At 39.2% G+C, this 17,989-nt stretch carries 13 protein-coding genes and 1 pseudogene; 10 read left to right on the top strand and 4 right to left on the bottom strand.

Translation table 11 applies throughout. The features are described 5' to 3' along the window. The first annotated feature begins 292 nt into the window (after positions 1-292). Complete coding sequence (locus FNT16_RS18610) at positions 293-2,830, top strand: glycoside hydrolase family 2 TIM barrel-domain containing protein (protein ID WP_246072580.1); 2,538 nt, start codon at positions 293-295, stop codon at positions 2,828-2,830. A 122-nt stretch (positions 2,831-2,952) separates the two neighbouring features. Then, a complete protein-coding gene (locus FNT16_RS18605; protein ID WP_143873354.1) occupies positions 2,953-4,563 on the top strand; it encodes an alpha-L-fucosidase in 1,611 nt (536 codons plus the stop codon). 64 nt (positions 4,564-4,627) lie between these two features. Here FNT16_RS18605 and FNT16_RS18600 read toward each other — a convergent pair whose 3' ends face one another. The 3 genes from FNT16_RS18600 to FNT16_RS18590 form a co-directional block, all read right to left on the bottom strand. Continuing rightward, positions 4,628-4,852: a (2Fe-2S)-binding protein gene (locus tag FNT16_RS18600; RefSeq protein ID WP_143873352.1), complete on the bottom strand. Its 225-nt coding sequence runs from the start codon at positions 4,850-4,852 to the stop codon at positions 4,628-4,630. Positions 4,853-4,927: 75 nt separating this feature from the next. After that, a complete protein-coding gene (locus FNT16_RS20910) occupies positions 4,928-5,824 on the bottom strand; it encodes a hypothetical protein (protein WP_246072579.1) in 897 nt (298 codons plus the stop codon). Between the two features lie 54 nt (positions 5,825-5,878). Beyond that, positions 5,879-7,021, bottom strand: a complete 1,143-nt coding sequence (locus FNT16_RS18590) for a hypothetical protein (RefSeq protein WP_143873350.1) — start codon at positions 7,019-7,021, stop codon at positions 5,879-5,881. Between the two features lie 1,879 nt (positions 7,022-8,900). Between FNT16_RS18590 and FNT16_RS18585 the strand changes: the two genes are divergently transcribed. The 6 genes from FNT16_RS18585 (at position 8,901) to FNT16_RS18560 (ending at position 15,148) form a co-directional block, all read left to right on the top strand. Continuing rightward, entirely contained in the window at positions 8,901-9,788 is an 888-nt protein-coding gene (locus FNT16_RS18585; RefSeq protein WP_143873348.1) for a ParA family protein, read from the top strand. Continuing rightward, a complete protein-coding gene (locus FNT16_RS18580; protein WP_143873346.1) occupies positions 9,788-10,984 on the top strand; it encodes a hypothetical protein in 1,197 nt (398 codons plus the stop codon). The genes FNT16_RS18585 and FNT16_RS18580 overlap by 1 nt, the downstream gene beginning before the upstream one ends. Positions 10,985-11,408: 424 nt before the next feature. Beyond that, the gene (tpiA, locus tag FNT16_RS18575; RefSeq protein ID WP_143873344.1) at positions 11,409-12,185 is read left to right on the top strand and encodes a triose-phosphate isomerase; all 777 of its coding nucleotides are present in this window, start codon (positions 11,409-11,411) and stop codon (positions 12,183-12,185) included. A gap of 33 nt (positions 12,186-12,218) precedes the next feature. Beyond that, positions 12,219-13,304, top strand: coding sequence for a class II fructose-bisphosphate aldolase (fbaA, locus tag FNT16_RS18570; RefSeq protein WP_143873342.1), 1,086 nt, complete (start codon positions 12,219-12,221; stop codon positions 13,302-13,304). Between the two features lie 2 nt (positions 13,305-13,306). Next, the gene (locus tag FNT16_RS18565; protein ID WP_143873340.1) at positions 13,307-14,275 is read left to right on the top strand and encodes a class 1 fructose-bisphosphatase; all 969 of its coding nucleotides are present in this window, start codon (positions 13,307-13,309) and stop codon (positions 14,273-14,275) included. Positions 14,276-14,383: 108 nt separating this feature from the next. Continuing rightward, positions 14,384-15,148, top strand: coding sequence for a 2-keto-4-pentenoate hydratase (locus tag FNT16_RS18560; RefSeq protein ID WP_143873338.1), 765 nt, complete (start codon positions 14,384-14,386; stop codon positions 15,146-15,148). 61 nt (positions 15,149-15,209) lie between these two features. Here FNT16_RS18560 and FNT16_RS18555 read toward each other — a convergent pair. Next, positions 15,210-16,368: pseudogene (locus tag FNT16_RS18555) on the bottom strand (IS3 family transposase). 351 nt (positions 16,369-16,719) lie between these two features. On the opposite strand from FNT16_RS18555, the gene FNT16_RS18550 reads away from it, so the two are divergent. Together FNT16_RS18550 and FNT16_RS18545 are read left to right on the top strand one after the other, a co-directional pair. Further along, positions 16,720-17,124 carry a hypothetical protein gene (locus tag FNT16_RS18550; protein ID WP_143873336.1) on the top strand — a complete coding sequence of 135 codons (405 nt, stop codon included), beginning with the start codon at positions 16,720-16,722 and terminating at the stop codon, positions 17,122-17,124. Between the two features lie 109 nt (positions 17,125-17,233). Further along, a complete protein-coding gene (locus tag FNT16_RS18545; protein ID WP_143873334.1) occupies positions 17,234-17,644 on the top strand; it encodes a hypothetical protein in 411 nt (136 codons plus the stop codon). Positions 17,645-17,989 lie beyond the last annotated feature (345 nt).

The raw sequence follows: 17,989 nt of genomic DNA, 5'->3' as shown, positions 1-17,989 counted from the left end.
TTTTCTCACTCATTATATTTGCATTTGATTTTATGTTTTTATATTTTAATTTAAAAGCGTGATTTAAACGTTATTTAAACATAGATTTCGCTGGTTTTTTGCCTATGAATTTAATTTTTTAAAAGCATCATACAAAAAATAGATAATTTAATACACAAATGTCGCCTTGACTACTTAAAAGTCCGCTGAATTCTGAATAAAAAGCAAGAGCTTGATATTTTATAAAAGGATTAGAGTATATTAACAATGAAATAACATTTAAATTTGATTTAAATGTTTTAATGGTGAGTTTGTGAAAGTGAAGAAATATACCTATTTTGTTATAGCTTTAGTCTGTTTAGTGTTCAATCCGCTACTTAATGCTAAAGAAGTTTTAGATTTTAATCATGGCTGGCGATTCAGTTTGCACAAACAGCAAGCCGCGCATCAACCTGCATACAAGGATAACCACTGGCAACAAGTTAGATTGCCTCATGATTGGTCGGTTGCATTGCCTTATACAAAAGAAGGTGCAGCCAGCACAGGTTTTAAACTCGGCGGGATTGGATGGTATCGCAAAACTTTTAATCTATCTGAGCAGGAGCAAGGGAAAGTAATTTGGCTTGAATTTGATGGTATTTATAACAATTCAGATATTTGGGTTAATGGCCATCACGTGGGGGGGAGACCTTACGGATATGCTAGTTTTCAGGTTAATTTAAGCCAGTATTTAAATTATGATGGGCAACAAAACCTAATCGCGGTGCGGGTTAACCGTACCGCTTACGCAGATTCTCGCTGGTATACCGGCTCGGGTATTTATCGAAACGTACGTTTAGTGAAAGCTAACCCCATTTATATTCCGCAGTGGGGCATTCAAATTACTACGCCTGAAGTTTCAACAGAAAATGCCAAAGTTAAGATCCGTACATCGATTAATGCTGAGATTGCGCAGGGCGATACTGTTCAAGTTACGACCACAATATTTGATCCTTACGGCGAAAAGATTCAAGCATCTAGTCAAGACGTAAAGTTAAAAGCGAAGAATTTTGTTAAGCAGGAAATTGAGATAACAAAGCCTGCTTTGTGGTCGCTTAAGCACCCTGCTTTACATACAGCGCAAGTTACTGTTTTTTATAAAGGCAAGATAATTGGCTTGGATACCGCCACGTTTGGTATACGCGATATTCGTTTTGATGCAAACAATGGATTTTTCTTAAATAACCATAATATCAAAATAAAAGGCGTTAATTTACATCACGATGCAGGCGCGGTTGGTGCGGCAGTGCCAAAAAGTGTATGGCGCAGTCGTTTAGACAAACTGAAGTCTATCGGTGTTAATGCACTACGATTATCCCACAACCCACATGCACCGGAAATTTTGCAACTGGCCGATGAAATGGGCTTTTTAGTGAATGCTGAAGCATTTGACGATTGGGACAGGGCAAAAAAGAAAAGCAAAGCGTATTTAGGCGACAACAAAGCATCGGGCGAGGCTGCAAAGTCATACGCCGAACACTTTAATGTTTGGGCTGAACGTGATTTAAAAGACTTTATTAAAAGAGATTTTAATCATCCGTCTATCATAATGTGGAGTATTGGCAACGAAATAGAATGGACTTACCCTTATTACCCCAAAGCCGTATCGCACCATGAAGATGGCACCAGTTATTATGAAGATGCACCGGATTTTTCTAAATCACGCATCATGAAAAAAATAGAGAAATATAATCCTGATCAGGTCGATAACCTAGTTGTGATTGCCAATCAGTTATCTAAATGGGTTAAAGAAGTGGATACGAGTCGCCCTGTAACGGCAGGATTGACACATCCTTCCGTTGGTTTTGCGACTGGCTATGCCGATGCTCTTGATTTAGTGGGTTTTAACTATCGCGCGGCAGCGTATCAAAAAGCACATGAAACTTACCCGAATAAAATTATTTACGGCTCAGAAAACTGGGGGGCATGGCGAGAGTGGCGTGATGCAAAAGATAAAGACTATGTTGCAGGTATTTTTATCTGGACTGGGTTTGCTTATAAAGGGGAAGCTGGCCCGCTACCACGAATGGGACTGAACATTTCACTGTTTGATTTTGCCGGTAATAAAACACCGCGCGGGCATTTTTTTGAAACCTTGTGGCAAAGCAAACCTAAGATATGGTTGGGGACAACGGCTGCGCAAAAATCAGAGTTTAGCTACGACAAAAATGCCGGTTGGACATTTACCCCTCGTACTTACCCGCCACATATTTGGGATAAAATCAGAATGTGGGAATGGTACGACGTAGAACCTATTTGGCGCTATAAGCCAAATGAACAGGTGATAGTGCAAAGCTACACGAATACTGAATCAGCTGAACTATTTTTAAATGGTCGTTCATTAGGTGAAAAAACGTTAACTGATTTTGACGACAGAGTGATCAAGTGGCGAGTGCCCTATCAGCAAGGCGAGTTAAAAGTGGTTGGTTACAATCAGGGCAAAAAAGTGACTGAAAGTATTTTAAATACTCCGTCTTCGATAGAGCAGATCGCGCTTGAGGCTGAGAAAAGCCAAATTAAAGCAGACGGATATGACACCGTTTATCTGCATTTAAAATTACTGGATCAACACGGCAACTGGGTTGCAGATGCTCAACAAAAAGTTGAGTTTACGGTTGACGGGCCTGCCCGCATTTTAGCGGTAGATAACGGTAGCGAATACAATATTCAAGATGTGCTTTCATCTAAGCTGATAACTGATCGCGGTAGAGCCACCCTGCTTTTGCAGTCTAATTCACAAACCGGTGAAATAAACGTAAGCGCGAAAATGGGGCAGTTGCAATCAGCAGAGGTCGTCATCAGAGCTCAATAAGCTAGATAAATTACAAATAAATTATTGGGGTAAATATAAAAACATTAATTTATATTTGATGTGTTTTTATTTTCAAAGTATGATTGGTTAACATATTGATAACTAAAAACCAGAGTTTAATTATGAAATATTTTAAAAAATCTGTTTTAAGCACCAGTATCGCAATGTCTTTAGGTTTGTTATTGACCGCTTGTGGTTCAGATAAAAACAATCAACCTGCACAACAGGCGGCTCAACAAAACGAGCAAAACCTTGCTAAGCGGATTGAGACTAAATTAGAAGAAATCAAAACGGTTGCGAATAAAGGTCCATTCAAACCTGAGTGGGATTCATTTTCACAATACGAAATTCCAGCATGGTATCAGGATGCTAAATTCGGCATCTTTATTCACTGGGGGGTCTATTCCGTTCCTGCGCACAATGGGGAGTGGTATCCACGCTGGATGTATGACGCGGATTACTGGGATTATCATAAACATCATGTTGAAAATTATGGGCCGGTAACCGAATTTGGCTATAAAGATTTTATTCCTATGTTTAAAGCTGAAAAGTTTGATGCGGATCAGTGGTTAAAAATTATTGAAGACTCAGGTGCAAAATACATAGTTCCGGTTGCTGAGCATCATGATGGTTTCTCAATGTATGACAACAGTTATACACGCTGGGACTCGACTGAAATGGGGCCCAAACGAGATATTATTGCTGAGTTAAAAGAAGCTACCGATAAAACAGATATTCATTTTGGTTTATCCAGCCACCGCGCTGAAAACTGGTGGTTCTTCGGACGAGGGCGCACAATGCCTTCAGACGTTCAAGATGATGCATACCGAGATTTATATGGCCCGGCAATGGACAAAGAAGCATCTGAAAATGGCGAAACGCCTCCGGATCAAGCGTTTATGGACGATTGGTTAGTACGAACAATTGAAATTGTTGATAAGTATGAGCCTGAACTGATTTGGTTTGACTGGTGGATGGCATCAGAGCCGTTTCATGAGCATGTCAAATTATTCACCAGTTATTATTATAACAAGGGCGTTAGCTGGGAAAATATGCCAGCCATTAACTATAAAGAACATGGTGATATGCGCTCGTATCCGGATGGCTCTGCTGTGTTAGATATAGAGCGTGGTCAATTATCCGATACGCGTGAATATTTCTGGCAAACCGATACTTCTGTTTCTAAAACATCTTGGGGTTATGTAACTAACCACAAATACCGGACTGCAAATTCACTGGTTGATGACTTAATTGATATCGTGAGTAAAAATGGTTCCTTGTTATTAAATATTGGGCCAAAACCTGACGGCACCATTCCAGAAGCGGAAGTTAAACTGCTTAAAGAAATTGGTGACTGGCTAAAGGTAAATGGTGAAGCCATTTATTCAACGCGTCCTTGGGTTACTTTTGGTGAAGGTGAAACCGAAGTGATTGACGGTAAACACTCAAACGATGCTGAAAAACATCGTAAAGATTTCACCCATAAAGACATTCGATTTACCAAAAATGAAGAAGCGCTCTTTGCGACCTTGTTAGCTTGGCCGGGTGCGGGTGAAACTATTACAGTTAAATCGATTAATGCGAAAAATTACCCACAAGAAATCGCAAAAATTGAAATGCTGGGCAGTTCGGCTGAAATACAATTTGAACAAACCGCCAATGGTTTAAAAGTTGTTTTACCTGCTGAGCCTGCAACTGAACATGCTCAGGTATTAAAAATTATCGCTAAATAGTGCGGTTGATTATTTAAACTTCTCTATTCTTGTTGCTTAACCCTGCCTTATTAAAGCGACAAGTTTAGAGAAGTTCAATATCGTGAATACATTCAATCAGGCGGCTAACTTGTTGTTTACAGCAGCCATTACCGTCTGTTGCATAGGTTTGTCGTCTTACCTCTTCAATCGACATTGCGCCACTGGCAATTGCCTCGATAATATCAATTTTAATCACTTCATTGCAGACACATAAATTGCAGTCTAAATCTTTTTTTAAGATAGGTGGTAGTTTTTCGAGTGGGTTCATAATGCTTTTAACAGTGACAACAAGCGGGCTATTTTTGCATAAGTGGTTTAAGTTTTACAGCAAGAATGAGTGTTATTAACTTTGCTGGGTCAACATTACCTTTAACCAACGCAGCGTTTTTGCTTCCAAGTGTGCTTTAGTTTGCAGCTTGGGGTTTTTTAGCACTTCGTTGTATACATGCTTGATGGCTGTTATTGTGTGTTCACGCCAATAATTTTCAGCAAGTTCTTCAATATTAAGTTTTGAAAGATCAAAATCTATTAGAGGGTCGTGTTGTTGCTCTGTTGTGTTTAGGGTGAATTCTAATTCTTGCAAAATAGGGTTAATTATTTTTAATGTGTTTGCTTCAGAAAATTGTGCCTGAATATTTTTTTGTGCTTGATTGATTTCAGTTTCAAGTTGTTTTTGCGTTAGTTTTTCTCCAAGTGGGCGAATTCCGTGTTTGTTGAGCAATCCCGATGCACTTGGAATAATCGCTTTTGCAGCAATACCTGCACCCAATATCGGATTAACTAGAGCAGCCAATCCGCCTACTAATAACATTCCATAAGTTAATTTGCTATCGATTGCATCTATGCTGTCGGCGAGTGATTCTAAGGTACTGATATTCCCCTGTGATTTTTCTGTTACTGTATCAATCGCTTGTTTCAGCAATAATTCTTTTAATTGAGCTTCGCCATGCGGGTTGGCGAAATGGAATATTCTTCGTTTGGGCAGGTCGTTGAATTCCGGCACACCTTCAGGTAAAGACCTCATTGTGTGTAATGCGACACCATGTTCTGATAATTTGAATGGAATTACAAAATAGTGTTTGTCATCGTATTTTGTATCTGTCGACACTTCAGCTGATGCGAGTAGAGGCAAACCGCTTATGACTTTAGAAAACACGGCGGCTTTGCCGGTTAGTTTTTGATATGACGCAAGTGTTTGTTGTTTGATAGCTTTAAACTGTGTATCAAAAAACCAACTCATAAATGTTTCCTTTTCTGATAGTCTCGTACGAGACTCAATATTTAGTTAAGCTTTTTAGTTCGCTTCACAAATAAAAATACCATTATCTAATAGTAATTTAAATCTACTAATTTGCTTGATATTTAGGTGTTTACTTAACTCGGTGTTTTCATGCGCTTTTTGAAATCTAATAATTAGCCCGTCCTTTAGCTCCTTAGTTAACGCCTGGTCTAAATGACTCCCCAGCCCGATTAAGTCAGTAAGTTCCGTCAAACTCATACTTATTTTTTGCTTATTATTTAAAACAAAATATAGAATTAGCCAAATTTTTAGACGATTTTTGTGTGTGTCAGTTTCTAAATTTTGCCAAAATTCTATTAGTTTAAAGGCGTTTTTATAACTTGATTCAACTAGACTCGCGACTGTCGATGCACTTAATTCAAACTCAATCCATAATTGATTTTGTTCTTGGCATATCCAGTTTAATTGTATAAATCGGCTATAAAAAAAATATCGGTCGAGTTGGTAACTTATTTTAAGCTCAGATAACTTTTGCAATCTTGAAAGTAGGTGTTTTTGATCTTTGTGAACAGCAGAAACATCTAAAGTGATTTTGCTGTTTAACATGTCAGCAGAGGCTATTTCACCATCTTTATATAATTCAAGTTGGCTAATTTTATATTCGTGTACTCGCGCTAGTAATTTTACAAATATAACCAAATCAAAGTAATCTATCTTGTCAGTTGTTTTCGCATCAATAGCGTCAGTTAATATTTTGATTTTTGTTGATTTACGTTCCGTCAGCAACAGCCCTACCCAGTTGCCACAAAACAGTTCCGTAAAATGTTTCAGTCGTTTTTGATGGTTAACGTTTTGCTTAAGGAATAAATCTACACTCTGGTTTTTTGCGAAAGTAAACAAATCGATGGGCTTATTGCCCCTACCCTTGCACTTGTTGCGCACTAGAATACCTTGTTCACAAAGCTCTAAAGCAAGCAAACGTACGGTTATTAATTTACGCCCTACTCTATCAGCAATTTTGTTTAATGAAACAATATGTTCGTTATCTGCCTTTAGTTCTTTAGCGGCTTGGTAAAACAAAATTTGTGAGTTATTAAACTGCTCTACTTCAATATTTTGGTTTAGGTTAGATAGATCTAAGTAGGGTGGTTTCCCTAATTTGTTTAAATCAATTTCTTGGTTTAGATCTCTCAGCATGTTGTTTTTTCTCAAACCCTTTGGAGTTTCTTTAAGATTGGTCTCGTACGAGACTCATTTATTGTAACTTAATTAAGTGGGTAAGTTGATTAAGTACATAAGTCAAACGGAGGAATTAATTCGGATAAGCTTAAATAGCAACTTCAGTTATACGAATAATCGTAAATTAACTGTATCAGACTTGTTTGTTATCTTGCGTTCGGATTAGAATTTTGTGTGTTAATTTTTATGCAATGCAGATCGTGCGACCTGAACGCTTCCAACTCTTTGTTTGGCTAATGGGTGAAAATACTCACACAGTATAACTATACTACAGCCCCCGCGCCGCGATATGAAAACGTTCAGTTAGGAAAAAAATTGTACTCGAAAGACAAACAGCCCCCATCATTTTAAACTTAATATTTCCTTTAACTGCCTTAGTTCTGAGCCATGCTTGTTTTAATCTTGCCTGAAGTCAGTATTTGAACATACATATACTTTGTTATTAGGTTAGATAAGTGTGTAACTTTTCACAAAGGTCTCGTACGAGACCTGCAAGTTGCGTTGCGATTATTTTGTTAAATGAACGAATAAGAGACTAGCTATATAATAATTAACAGGGCAATTTGAGTGTATGAGTCTCGTACGAGACTGTTAAGGCGTTTTATACTGAGTGTATTGATTTCATTTATATACTGCTTATTCAGCCCATTGAACGTATTATAAAGTATTTCGAGTTTGGCTCCGGAGAATTGAGTAAGTGGACGAAATTTACAAACTTGATCATAAAATCATACACTGTTTTGTAGAGCGTTTTTAGGCCGCATTTCAAACTTTACTTATTTACTTATTTACTTATTTACTTATTTACTTATTTACTTATTTAATTGTAGATTATTTTATAGTGTCTCTACTCGTTTCTGTTTGTTAGCTTTGCTTACTGATTCGCTAAGTAATTTGTAGACTTTTTGAATGTGATTGTTTTTAGTAGATGATATAGATTATATGAGTCTCGTACGAGACCATCTGGTTGTATTATTAACAATATTTGAAAGTCGCTAACCTTGCTTGCAGTCGGGTTTATTTGTAAATCGTCTCCGCTGCAACAACTCGAAACCTGAAACTCGTGACGCGAAACTTGTAGCTCAAAACACGTAGCTTAAAACTAAAATGTAGGTCGCGACTTCAGCCCGACGTGTAGGTCGGACTTTAGTCCGTCAAAGCAAGCAACACAAATGTCGAATTAATATTATCACCCTGTAGCTCGCGGTTTTAGCCTGTTAAATCTTGCGATATGCTCGATGTCGCCCTAAAGGGTCGACCTACACAGCTCGAAGCTCGTCGCCCTAAAGGGCCGACCTACACAGTTCGCAACTTATCGCCCTAAAGGGGAGAGCACAATGTAGATCGGTGTTTACGCCGACAATGTAGGTCGGACTTTAGTCCGTCAAAGCAAGCAACACAAATGTCGAATTAATATTATCACCCTGTAGCTCGCGGTTTTAGCCTGTTAATCTTGCAATATGCACAATGTCGCCCTAAAGGGTCGACCTACATTGCTCGAAGCTCGTCGCGCTACAGGGATGACCACAATGTAGAGCGGTGTTTACGCCGACAATGTAGGTCGGACTTTAGTCCGTCAAAGCAAGCAACACAAATACCGAATTAATATTACCGCCCTGTAGCTCGCGGTTTTAGCTTGTTAAATCTTGCGATATACAAGATGTCGCCCTAAACGGTCGACCTACACTGCTCGAAGCTCGAAACTTGAAACTCGTCGACCTATGCATCTCAAAGTGCATTCGAAGTTTTCTATTTTTAATAAAAATAAAAGAAAATTATTAAAAATAGAAATCGGTTGGTAATATTGCCCCATACAATAAAAAAGGGGTTCATTACAATGAAAGTGATTGCTGTCGCAGCGAGAAAAGGGGGCGTTGGAAAAACTTTTTTTGGTACAACTTTGGCCGTTCATTTAGCTAAAGGTATCGGAGAAAATGTTAAACCACGCAGAGTTTTATATGTAGATGGTGATAGCCAACAAAACTCGACTTATTACTTTTTAAAATATTTATCTCCGCAAACGGTTTATCAGACAGCCGAACAATGGCCTTTACCTGCGCATCCTGATTGTGAGCGCAGTGGTACCTATTCAATTTCAGATATTTTTCACGGACAAGATTTTTTGGAATATCCTACCACTATTCCTAACCTTAATATTATTCCATCCGATGGTGGCATTGATACCTTTAACGGTAAGTTTAAATCTGGCGAAATTGAAAATACACCATTGAATGCTGTTATCGAACAGTTCAAAGGATTATGCCAGTTGGTACAAGACGATTATGATGTGATGATTATCGACACACCACCGTCAAGAACTTATGCCGCCTATGCTGCAATCGCAGTTGCTGATCAAGTGATAGTCCCAGTGAATTTAGATCTATGGAATGTAGAGCAGGGCGTGCCAGCCGTATTAGGGGATATTCAAAATATACAATCTCAGTATCGAAAGACAGAGCACGATTTTGTTGGCTTGTTTTTAAATAAAGTGTCTAAACGATTTACCACGCGTGAATCTGCATGTTATGAAATTCTTTCTGCGATGCCAAATGCCGCCCCTTTAATTCAGCAAGAAGCTTTTACTAAACGTACCGCGTTTGAATTGTATTCTTTACCGGATGACCCCAATAATTTTGAGTACGTAAAAAATCAGGAAACTTACGATATGGTGAAAAACTTTATCGCTAAGATTGACAGTAAATTAGAAGATGTAGAGGTTGCATAATGGAGCAAGTTAAACCTAAAAGACGCTCATTTGACTCAATTGGTAAAGATACGTCTGCTCCGGTGATAAATGAAGTAAAGCGATTTAAAAGTAATAAAACAACCTCAACGGTATTAAACAATATTCAATTTAACCCGCTGAATATCCGTATCGCTACGTCTTTAATTCGGCGCGTTAACGACTCGACCATCCAAGAGTTTGCGTTAGATAAACTATCTGAGCCTGAGATCGAAAATAAATTTTCCGATTGGGCAGGGCAGGTCGCCAATAATGAAATATTAGATTACCTTGATGGAGATAACGATGAGTTATCTGTATTTGGTATCGAGCGAGACTTAGTAAACGATATTCGTGAGTTATATCAACTTAAACCGGATGACGGTATATATGTTGGCAAGCAGTTTATCTTTAGCCGTTTTAGTGATGAACGATTATCTGCTCTAGCCGCTGAGTTTGTTGATTCAATTTTGGATATGACAAACAACATTAAAGATGGCAGTTTGTTGCAAGATAAAATCAAAACTATGAATATTCGTGGGCAAAAGTACATCATCAGCTCTGGTGGTCATAGACGAGTTATCGCACTGGCTTATGTGGATGGTTGGCAGTCTAATCAAGAAATCGAAGTAGAACCTAATAATGTCGACTCAATGTTAGAGCTATACATTGAGAACAATAGTAAATTTACTGAATCTAAATTTGAAAAACTGCTTGGTCAACATCGATTGTATATGCATTTAGCCAAGCAGAATTTAGATCAGGTGAAAATCAGACAAAAATTATTATTGTCTAAATCTTGGTATTTTAAAATTGTTAAAATTTTAAAACGCCCAATTGTCATCGATGTGATTAAACAAAACCAATCTATTTTGGATAATTATGCACTTGAAAGCATCTCTGCAATCGTCGATGGGCTGGCTGATTTAGAGTCTGATCCTGAGTTATTTCGTACAGCATTAAGCAAAAAACTGGCAGCCAAAGGCTCTGAAACAACTAAGCCTAAACCTCAGGCACAACCTGACACTTTGGTTATTCACAACAAAATAAAACAAACCAGTAAATTAATGACGTCAATCATAAAAGATGAGAATAAGTTTACACGTTTATTTGATATCGTTTTTCCAAATGGCGAATATCAAGATTTACCGCTAAGTGAAAAATATCAATTACTCAACGATAAACTTTCGTCTATTTAAGTCGATTATCTAGTCCACTTTTTGTGCTTCGAGCTTCGAGCTTCGAGCTTCGAGCTTCGAGCTTCGAGCTTCGAGCTTCGAGCTTCGAGCTTCGAGCTTCGAGCTTCGAGCTTCGAGCTTCGAGCTTCGAGCTTCGAGCTTCGAGCTTCGAGCTTCGAGCTTCGAGCTTCGAGCTTCGAGCTTCGAGCTTCGAAGTTTTATATGAAAACACACTTATTGTTACCTGTAACATTTTTACTGTTTTGTTTTTCCTCACCGTACTCCTTCTAAATAAAAAGTATTTTCTTAACGCATTTTTCACCCTAAAGAGCTTATCGTCGGCTATAAATCTGATCGCTTGACAAAAAAAATGAATTTTCTGTAGTTTGTCGCTTGTAGACAAGCTAAAGTTAAACTGGACGTTTCTTTTTTCAAGGGTGTGAATATGAATGCGAGAAGACCTATAGTCATTGCAAACTGGAAGTTAAACGGAGGTATCGATCTTTTATGTAGTTCGGTGGCTTCATTTATTGGGAAACATTACGAAGCAGAAATTGTAGTATGCCCGCCTTACATCTATATCCGCGATATGTTGAATTTTTTACAACATTCTGAAATCAATATTGGTAGTCAAAATGTGAGTAAATACGCCTCTGGAGCTTACACAGGCGAAACCTCAGCACAGATGTTAAAAGAAGCGGGTTGTAAATATTGTTTGATAGGCCACTCTGAGCGCCGCGCGATGTTCAGAGAAAACAATGCCAGTTGCCAGATAAAAGTTCAACGAGCACTGGAAAATGGATTAACACCTGTATTGTGTGTCGGCGAAAACCAACAAGAACGCGAAAACAATGTCACAAAAGACGTATTAATTAGACAAATTACTGAATCTTTAGAAGGTATTAAACTAGAGGATGGCTCAATTTGTATCGCGTATGAACCGGTCTGGGCGATTGGTACAGGTAAAGCTGCAACGCCTGAAATGGCACAAGAAGTTCATCAATTTATTCGTCATGAATTAAGTGCACAATATGGTGAAACGCAAGCTCAATCAATTCGTTTGTTATATGGTGGTAGTGTTAATAAAGACAACGCTAAACAACTTTTGACTCAAACTGATATTGACGGCTTGTTAGTGGGCGGCGCGAGTTTAGACCCGGACCACTTTTTAACCATTTGCCAGCAGGCAACTAAACAAGCTGAAGCACAGCTATCAAACTAGTCTATATTGCGATGGATAATCTAAGGATGTGATATGAAACTAACTCAGAATAACGCGGTAGTAGCCGGCGTCGCGACCGGCGAACAATTACAGACACTTTTACAATTGGCGAAACAGCAAGGTTTTGCCTATCCGGCTGTTAATGTGGTCGGCACGCAATCTGTTAACGCAACATTGGAGGCCGCAAAAAAAGCCAATTCACCCGTTATTATTCAGTTTTCAAATGGTGGTGCTGGCTTTTTTATTGGCAAGGGGAGTGGTTTAGATAGCCAGCAAGCGGCTATAGAAGGGGCGATTGCCGGTGCTCATTATGTGCATTATGCCGCTAAAGTTTATGGTGTACCTGTTATTTTGCACACCGATCACGCGGCGAAAAAATTGTTGCCCTGGATAGACGGCTTATTGGATGCGGGCGAGGCTTTTTATCAACAAACAGGTAAGCCTTTATTTAGCTCGCACATGATTGATTTATCAGAAGAATCATTAGAAGAAAATATCGAGATTTGTAGCCGTTATTTGGCGCGGATGAGCAAGATTGATATGACTTTAGAAATAGAGTTAGGTTGTACCGGTGGCGAAGAAGATGGTGTCGATAACACGGGTATCGATAGTTCGGCCTTATATACACAGCCAGAAGATGTGGCTTATGCGTACGAAAAGTTAAGTGCAATCAGTCATAACTTTACGATAGCAGCATCATTTGGCAATGTTCATGGCGTGTACAAACCGGGTAACGTAAAACTTCGACCGGAAATTTTAAAAAATTCTCAGGCGCATGTCTGTGAAAAATTCGATTTAACGCCAAACAGTTTAGATTTTGTTTTTCATGGTGGGTCCGGCTCTGATTTAAAAGATATTCAAGCTGCAATCAGCTATGGTGTGATTAAAATGAATATTGACACAGATACACAATGGGCCAGCTGGCATGGCGTGCTTGACTATTACAAGCAGAACGAAAGCTATTTACAAAATCAAATTGGTAATCCAGAAGGCGAAGATAAACCGAATAAAAAATACTACGATCCACGCGCCTGGTTACGCAAAGCAGAAGAAAGCATGGCCAGCCGTTTGGCAAAAACCTTTGCAGATTTAAACTGTGTTAACAGGCTAGGAGATTAAGCATGCAGCGACTGATACCCACACTCAGAAAAGATCAGGTTGATCTTGAATTACTTATGCTTATTCGCACCATTTTGGCGGCAACTAAAGAGATATCTTTTCGTGTTAGCCAAGGGGCGCTGGGTGATGTATTAGGCTCAACGCTGGATGAAAATATTCAGGGCGAACAGCAGAAAAAACTAGATGTGATTGCGAATCAACTGATCAAAAACATGTTGTTAAGTGATGCAAACGTGCGCTCAATTGCATCAGAAGAAGAAGATGATGTAGTAGCGGGTGACCCGGACGGACGTTTTATTGTTGCATTTGATCCGCTTGATGGTTCATCCAATATTGATATTAACGGACAAATCGGAACGATTTTTACCATTTATCCGGCCAAACCCAGTTTAGCGGCAAATGATCCCGCACAGTTTCATCAAACTGGTCGCAGTCAATTAGCGGCCGGCTATGTGCTTTATGGGCCGTCAACCATGTTAATGTTAACCACAGGCAAAGAAACTCGCTGTTTCACACTCGATCGCACTCATGGTGGTTTCTTGTTAACGAATGACAAGGTTGCCGTACCAGAAAAAACGGCTGAGTTTTCAATCAATATGGCAAATTCTCGTTTTTGGTTTGAACCAACCCAGACCTACATCAATATCTTGCTAGAAGGTGAAGAGGGCGAGCGTAATAAACGGTATAACATGCGTTGGAATGCCGCTATGGTTGGCGATATTCACCGAATATTAGTGCGGGGTGGTATTTTCTTATATCCATCGGATAAGCGTGATCCAGCTAAACCTGCCAAACTAAGATTATTGTATGAGGCAAATCCAATGGCGATGTTGCTAGAAAACGCAGGCGGCGCTGCATCTACGGGCACAGAAAACATATTAGATTTAGAAACAAGCGATTTGCATCAACGTGTGCCTGTCATCATGGGGAGTGCAGAAGAAGTGGAATTTGCTAAATCTTTTTATAAATAATCGCCATAAACATTGGATATCAAAAGCAGAGTTCAAGGAAGAACCTTTAATTGTGTAAAATAGCTGTTCTGCAAATTGAATTTAAATATCTCCGAAACTGAGGATGACATGTCAAACAAGCCATATCAACAAGCCGCTGAATGTTTGTTAAAAAGACGGCACAAAGACGCACAATACGATCGTTTAGCCGAAAACCTTAGGCCACAGTCAATAGAAGATGCTTTGGCGATCCACCAAGCTATGATTGATTTAAAAGGTGGCGCTGTCGGCGGCTGGAAGTGCTTATTACCGCCAGCTGATGACAAGGTGGTAGTTGCCCCCATATTTTCTGACACAGTGCATTCTGGCGCGAATTGCAGCTTGTTTGCAGATAATGGAAAAGCCCGATTAGAGCCAGAAATTGCTTTTGTTTTAGGTCAAGACCTCGTGGCGAAAGATACGCCTTACACTGCAGACGAAGTCAAAGCAGCGGTTAAATCTTGTCATATGGCGCTGGAGTTAATGCAAAGCCGTTACCAGCCCGACTTACCCAGTACTTTTGCAGAAAAGTTGGCTGATGGCTTGGTTAATCAGGGGTTATACATTGGCCCTGAAGTGGATAAAAACCAAGCGTTTGAATTATCAAATGTGCAAATATCTTTTACTCAAGGTGAAAAAGTTCAGCAATTTGATGGTAAACACCCTAACCCGACTGCCAGCAAGCCATTGGTTTGGCTAATTAATTTTATGACCCAACGCGGTGTTAGTTTTAAAGCAGGGCAGGCCATTATTACTGGCTCATTTGCCGGTATTGTAGAAGTCGATTTTTCCTCGGTTGAGATTGAATATCAAAACTTAGGGTCGTATCAATTAAATTTATCCGCCCGTGATTAAACTTATTAAGCTAGGCGTGTAATGCTAATTTGACTAGCCTGTTTCTGACAGGCTGTACTGGTCAAGCAATATCGGACACATTTTGTTTAGAATTTTCAAACTCAATTGGTGACAAGTCACCGTTAGCTGAATGCAGCCTTTCTAAGTTGTAATATTTAATGTAAACAGTAACATCCTGCTTTATAAACGCCCTTGTCGGTTGGTTGATCTTTAATATCCAATCATGCTTCAAACTACCGAAGAATCGCTCAACCACTGCATTATCCCAACACGCACCCACATCTCCCATGCTGGCCCGCATCCCATAACGCCTCAACAATTTTTGATAGTCTTTGCTCGTGTATTGCGAGCCTCTATCACTATGAAAAATCACCCCTTTGGGTGGTTGACGTAAGTTATGCGCTTTCTTCAAGGCTTTAGACACTAGATCAACGGTCATACGTTTGTCTATGTGCCAGCCGACAATTCGTCGTGAATATAAGTCCATAACGACAGCTAAATACATCCAGCCTTCACCGGTTTTTAAATAGCTCACATCTCCAGCCCACACCTGGTTCGCAGCTGTTGGATTGAAATTCATGTTCAAAAGGTTATCAGCGACTGTATCAGTATGTTTGCGTTTGGTTGTAACCTTATAAGCAACTCTCTGGGTCACCTTAAGGCGCAAACGGTGCATAATTTTTCGCACAAAATACCGACCAACTTTATAGCCTTCTTTACGTAATCGCTTTACCATTTCCCGGTTGCCTAAGCTTCCTCGGCTTTTTTTAAACAAGTCCCGGACACGCCGGTAAAGCTTCAATGTGTTGATATCTATCAGATTTGCAGGCCGATTCAGCCAGTCGTATAACCGGATTTACTTACTTCCATAACACGGCAAAGTAAAACCACAGGGTACTGACCAGCTTGTTTCTTAATGAAACGATATCTTACTTCATTTCTTTTGCAAAGAAGGCGCTGGCCTTTTTTAAGATCTCCTTCTCCATACGTAAGGTCCTGTTTTCTTTACGCAAACGTTTTAATTCTTCACGCTCTGATTCTTCTAATGAGATACCTTGTTGTTGCGCATCATACTTATCTTTCCATTTGTACAAAAGGCTTGTACCTATACCTAGCGATTTTGCAGCCTCTGAAACACTATAGCCTTGCTCAGTAACCATTAGGACCGCTTCATCTTTAAATTCCTGCGGGTAACTTTTATGTGATTTTTTTAAGCTCATAACGACCTCTTAATTTTATGATTGTATTATCTCAAATTAAGTGTCCGTTATCATTAGACCAGAACAGCCCATTAGGTTGGGTCAGACCTTGCTGTGCATATTAAAAATAAAGTTGCAAAAAATGACTAAATTAGCTTAAATTACCGTTAATTCAAAGCTCAAACTCAAGTTAAATGGATTGATAAAATGCAAACAACAAGGAAATAATCGGTCATGCCAGCTGAGCTTAAAAAAGCAAATTCCTATAGCATAAATCAAACCAAACTACTGTGTAGTTTGCCCGTTCAACAAATGATTCATTCACACAAACTACGTGTGCATGAATACTAAAGCGTTAGAGCTATACCTAGTATGAATTACGGAAACGAAATGCGAGCGGGATATTTATTTAGCTTCCTTTCTCCATTTTTGGTAAGTGGAGCGGTAGCAATCTGGGCGGCTATTGAAGAACTCAATTACAACGGCCTCGGCGCTATGTTTGGTACGTTTATTGGGTCTTACTTGCTATTTGGCATTTTCAGCTTTTTATACATGGCAGTCTTCTGCGCAATCATTGGGTTGCCTACTTACTATGTTTTACGCAAGCTAAACTGGGTCAACCCTGTATTAATAGTTACAATTGGAGGCGGCGCGGGTTTCCTTTATGCCTTAACAGATACTGCCAATCCGTATTTTCGCAGTTTGTTTGTAGCGTATGGGGCCGCAGGAGCATTTTTCTTTTGGTTGGGTAGCAGTCGTGAACGCAAAAAGCTCTAACAAAGTTGTCAAATTGACAGTTTTTCCGTCGCTTCTTTTTGTGCTTGATAGCACAAACGGGCTCCTCCAAAACTGCAATTTACAACGGCGTTATAATTTTTGGAAGCCTATGAGTAAATATCTTAGTATTTTATTTTTCTTTCTAGCATTTAAATCTTTTGCTATGTCGGATGAAATAGATGTAACAATAGATAACCTGCCATGTTTAGGCTTTGAAATATCAAGCTTAGCAGATGATCATTTAATAATTGTATTTCCACCGATGATTAAAGATTATGAATTAACTAACACATTAGTTAGCTATTCGTTTTTAGGTGAGAAAACGCTCATGTCACAAAATAGGTTTCATTCATCATCTAAGTCACATGAAGTCGAAATTAGTTTTTTACAAGGTATAAATAATGGTGCAGATGCAACTCTCATCGCTTATTATTCATCTCGTGGTGACTCAAAGGTTTTTAAATTTTCATCATTGGCTAAATTAGTCAATGTAAAAACCGCAGGGTGTAAAAAATTATAATAAATAAGGATATGTTGCGCGAAGCCGCAACTTAATCCTATTGTTGGACCGTTCTTCTGCATCCTGCAGTCACGGCATTAGTGCATCCTTGCACGTCACAAGCCCGGTGTTGAGTTCTGCTTATATAAGGAAATAAATCGGTTTGTCGTCATGGCTGACTTTTTTCAAGGCGAGTGAAGCTAGACCGTTTTCGGTCGTGATTTCTAACGCATTGTTTTCATGTTATTTTTTTTCTCCTGTCTGTTTGTTTAATGCTTTAGGTGAGCCATCATCCATGCAGCCGTGAACACTTCCTTGTTTTAACTCGTCACAACATTTATTCGTTTGCGTATCACGCCTGTGCAC

Source organism: Catenovulum sediminis, from assembly GCF_007289895.1.
GTDB classification, from domain to species: domain Bacteria; phylum Pseudomonadota; class Gammaproteobacteria; order Enterobacterales; family Alteromonadaceae; genus Catenovulum; species Catenovulum sediminis.
This window is presented reverse-complemented; position numbering and strand designations above follow the sequence as displayed.

Coding starts and splice junctions, on each gene's coding strand:
- FNT16_RS18590 (WP_143873350.1), bottom strand. CDS start 7,021: ATGCTGAGAGATCTAAACCAAGAAATTGATTTAAACAAATTAGGGAAA.
- FNT16_RS18600 (WP_143873352.1), bottom strand. CDS start 4,852: ATGAACCCACTCGAAAAACTACCACCTATCTTAAAAAAAGATTTAGAC.
- FNT16_RS18580 (WP_143873346.1), top strand. CDS start 9,788: ATGGAGCAAGTTAAACCTAAAAGACGCTCATTTGACTCAATTGGTAAA.
- tpiA (WP_143873344.1), top strand. CDS start 11,409: ATGAATGCGAGAAGACCTATAGTCATTGCAAACTGGAAGTTAAACGGA.
- FNT16_RS18560 (WP_143873338.1), top strand. CDS start 14,384: ATGTCAAACAAGCCATATCAACAAGCCGCTGAATGTTTGTTAAAAAGA.
- FNT16_RS20910 (WP_246072579.1), bottom strand. CDS start 5,824: ATGAGTTGGTTTTTTGATACACAGTTTAAAGCTATCAAACAACAAACA.
- FNT16_RS18605 (WP_143873354.1), top strand. CDS start 2,953: ATGAAATATTTTAAAAAATCTGTTTTAAGCACCAGTATCGCAATGTCT.
- FNT16_RS18565 (WP_143873340.1), top strand. CDS start 13,307: ATGCAGCGACTGATACCCACACTCAGAAAAGATCAGGTTGATCTTGAA.
- FNT16_RS18550 (WP_143873336.1), top strand. CDS start 16,720: ATGAATTACGGAAACGAAATGCGAGCGGGATATTTATTTAGCTTCCTT.
- FNT16_RS18545 (WP_143873334.1), top strand. CDS start 17,234: ATGAGTAAATATCTTAGTATTTTATTTTTCTTTCTAGCATTTAAATCT.
- FNT16_RS18585 (WP_143873348.1), top strand. CDS start 8,901: ATGAAAGTGATTGCTGTCGCAGCGAGAAAAGGGGGCGTTGGAAAAACT.
- fbaA (WP_143873342.1), top strand. CDS start 12,219: ATGAAACTAACTCAGAATAACGCGGTAGTAGCCGGCGTCGCGACCGGC.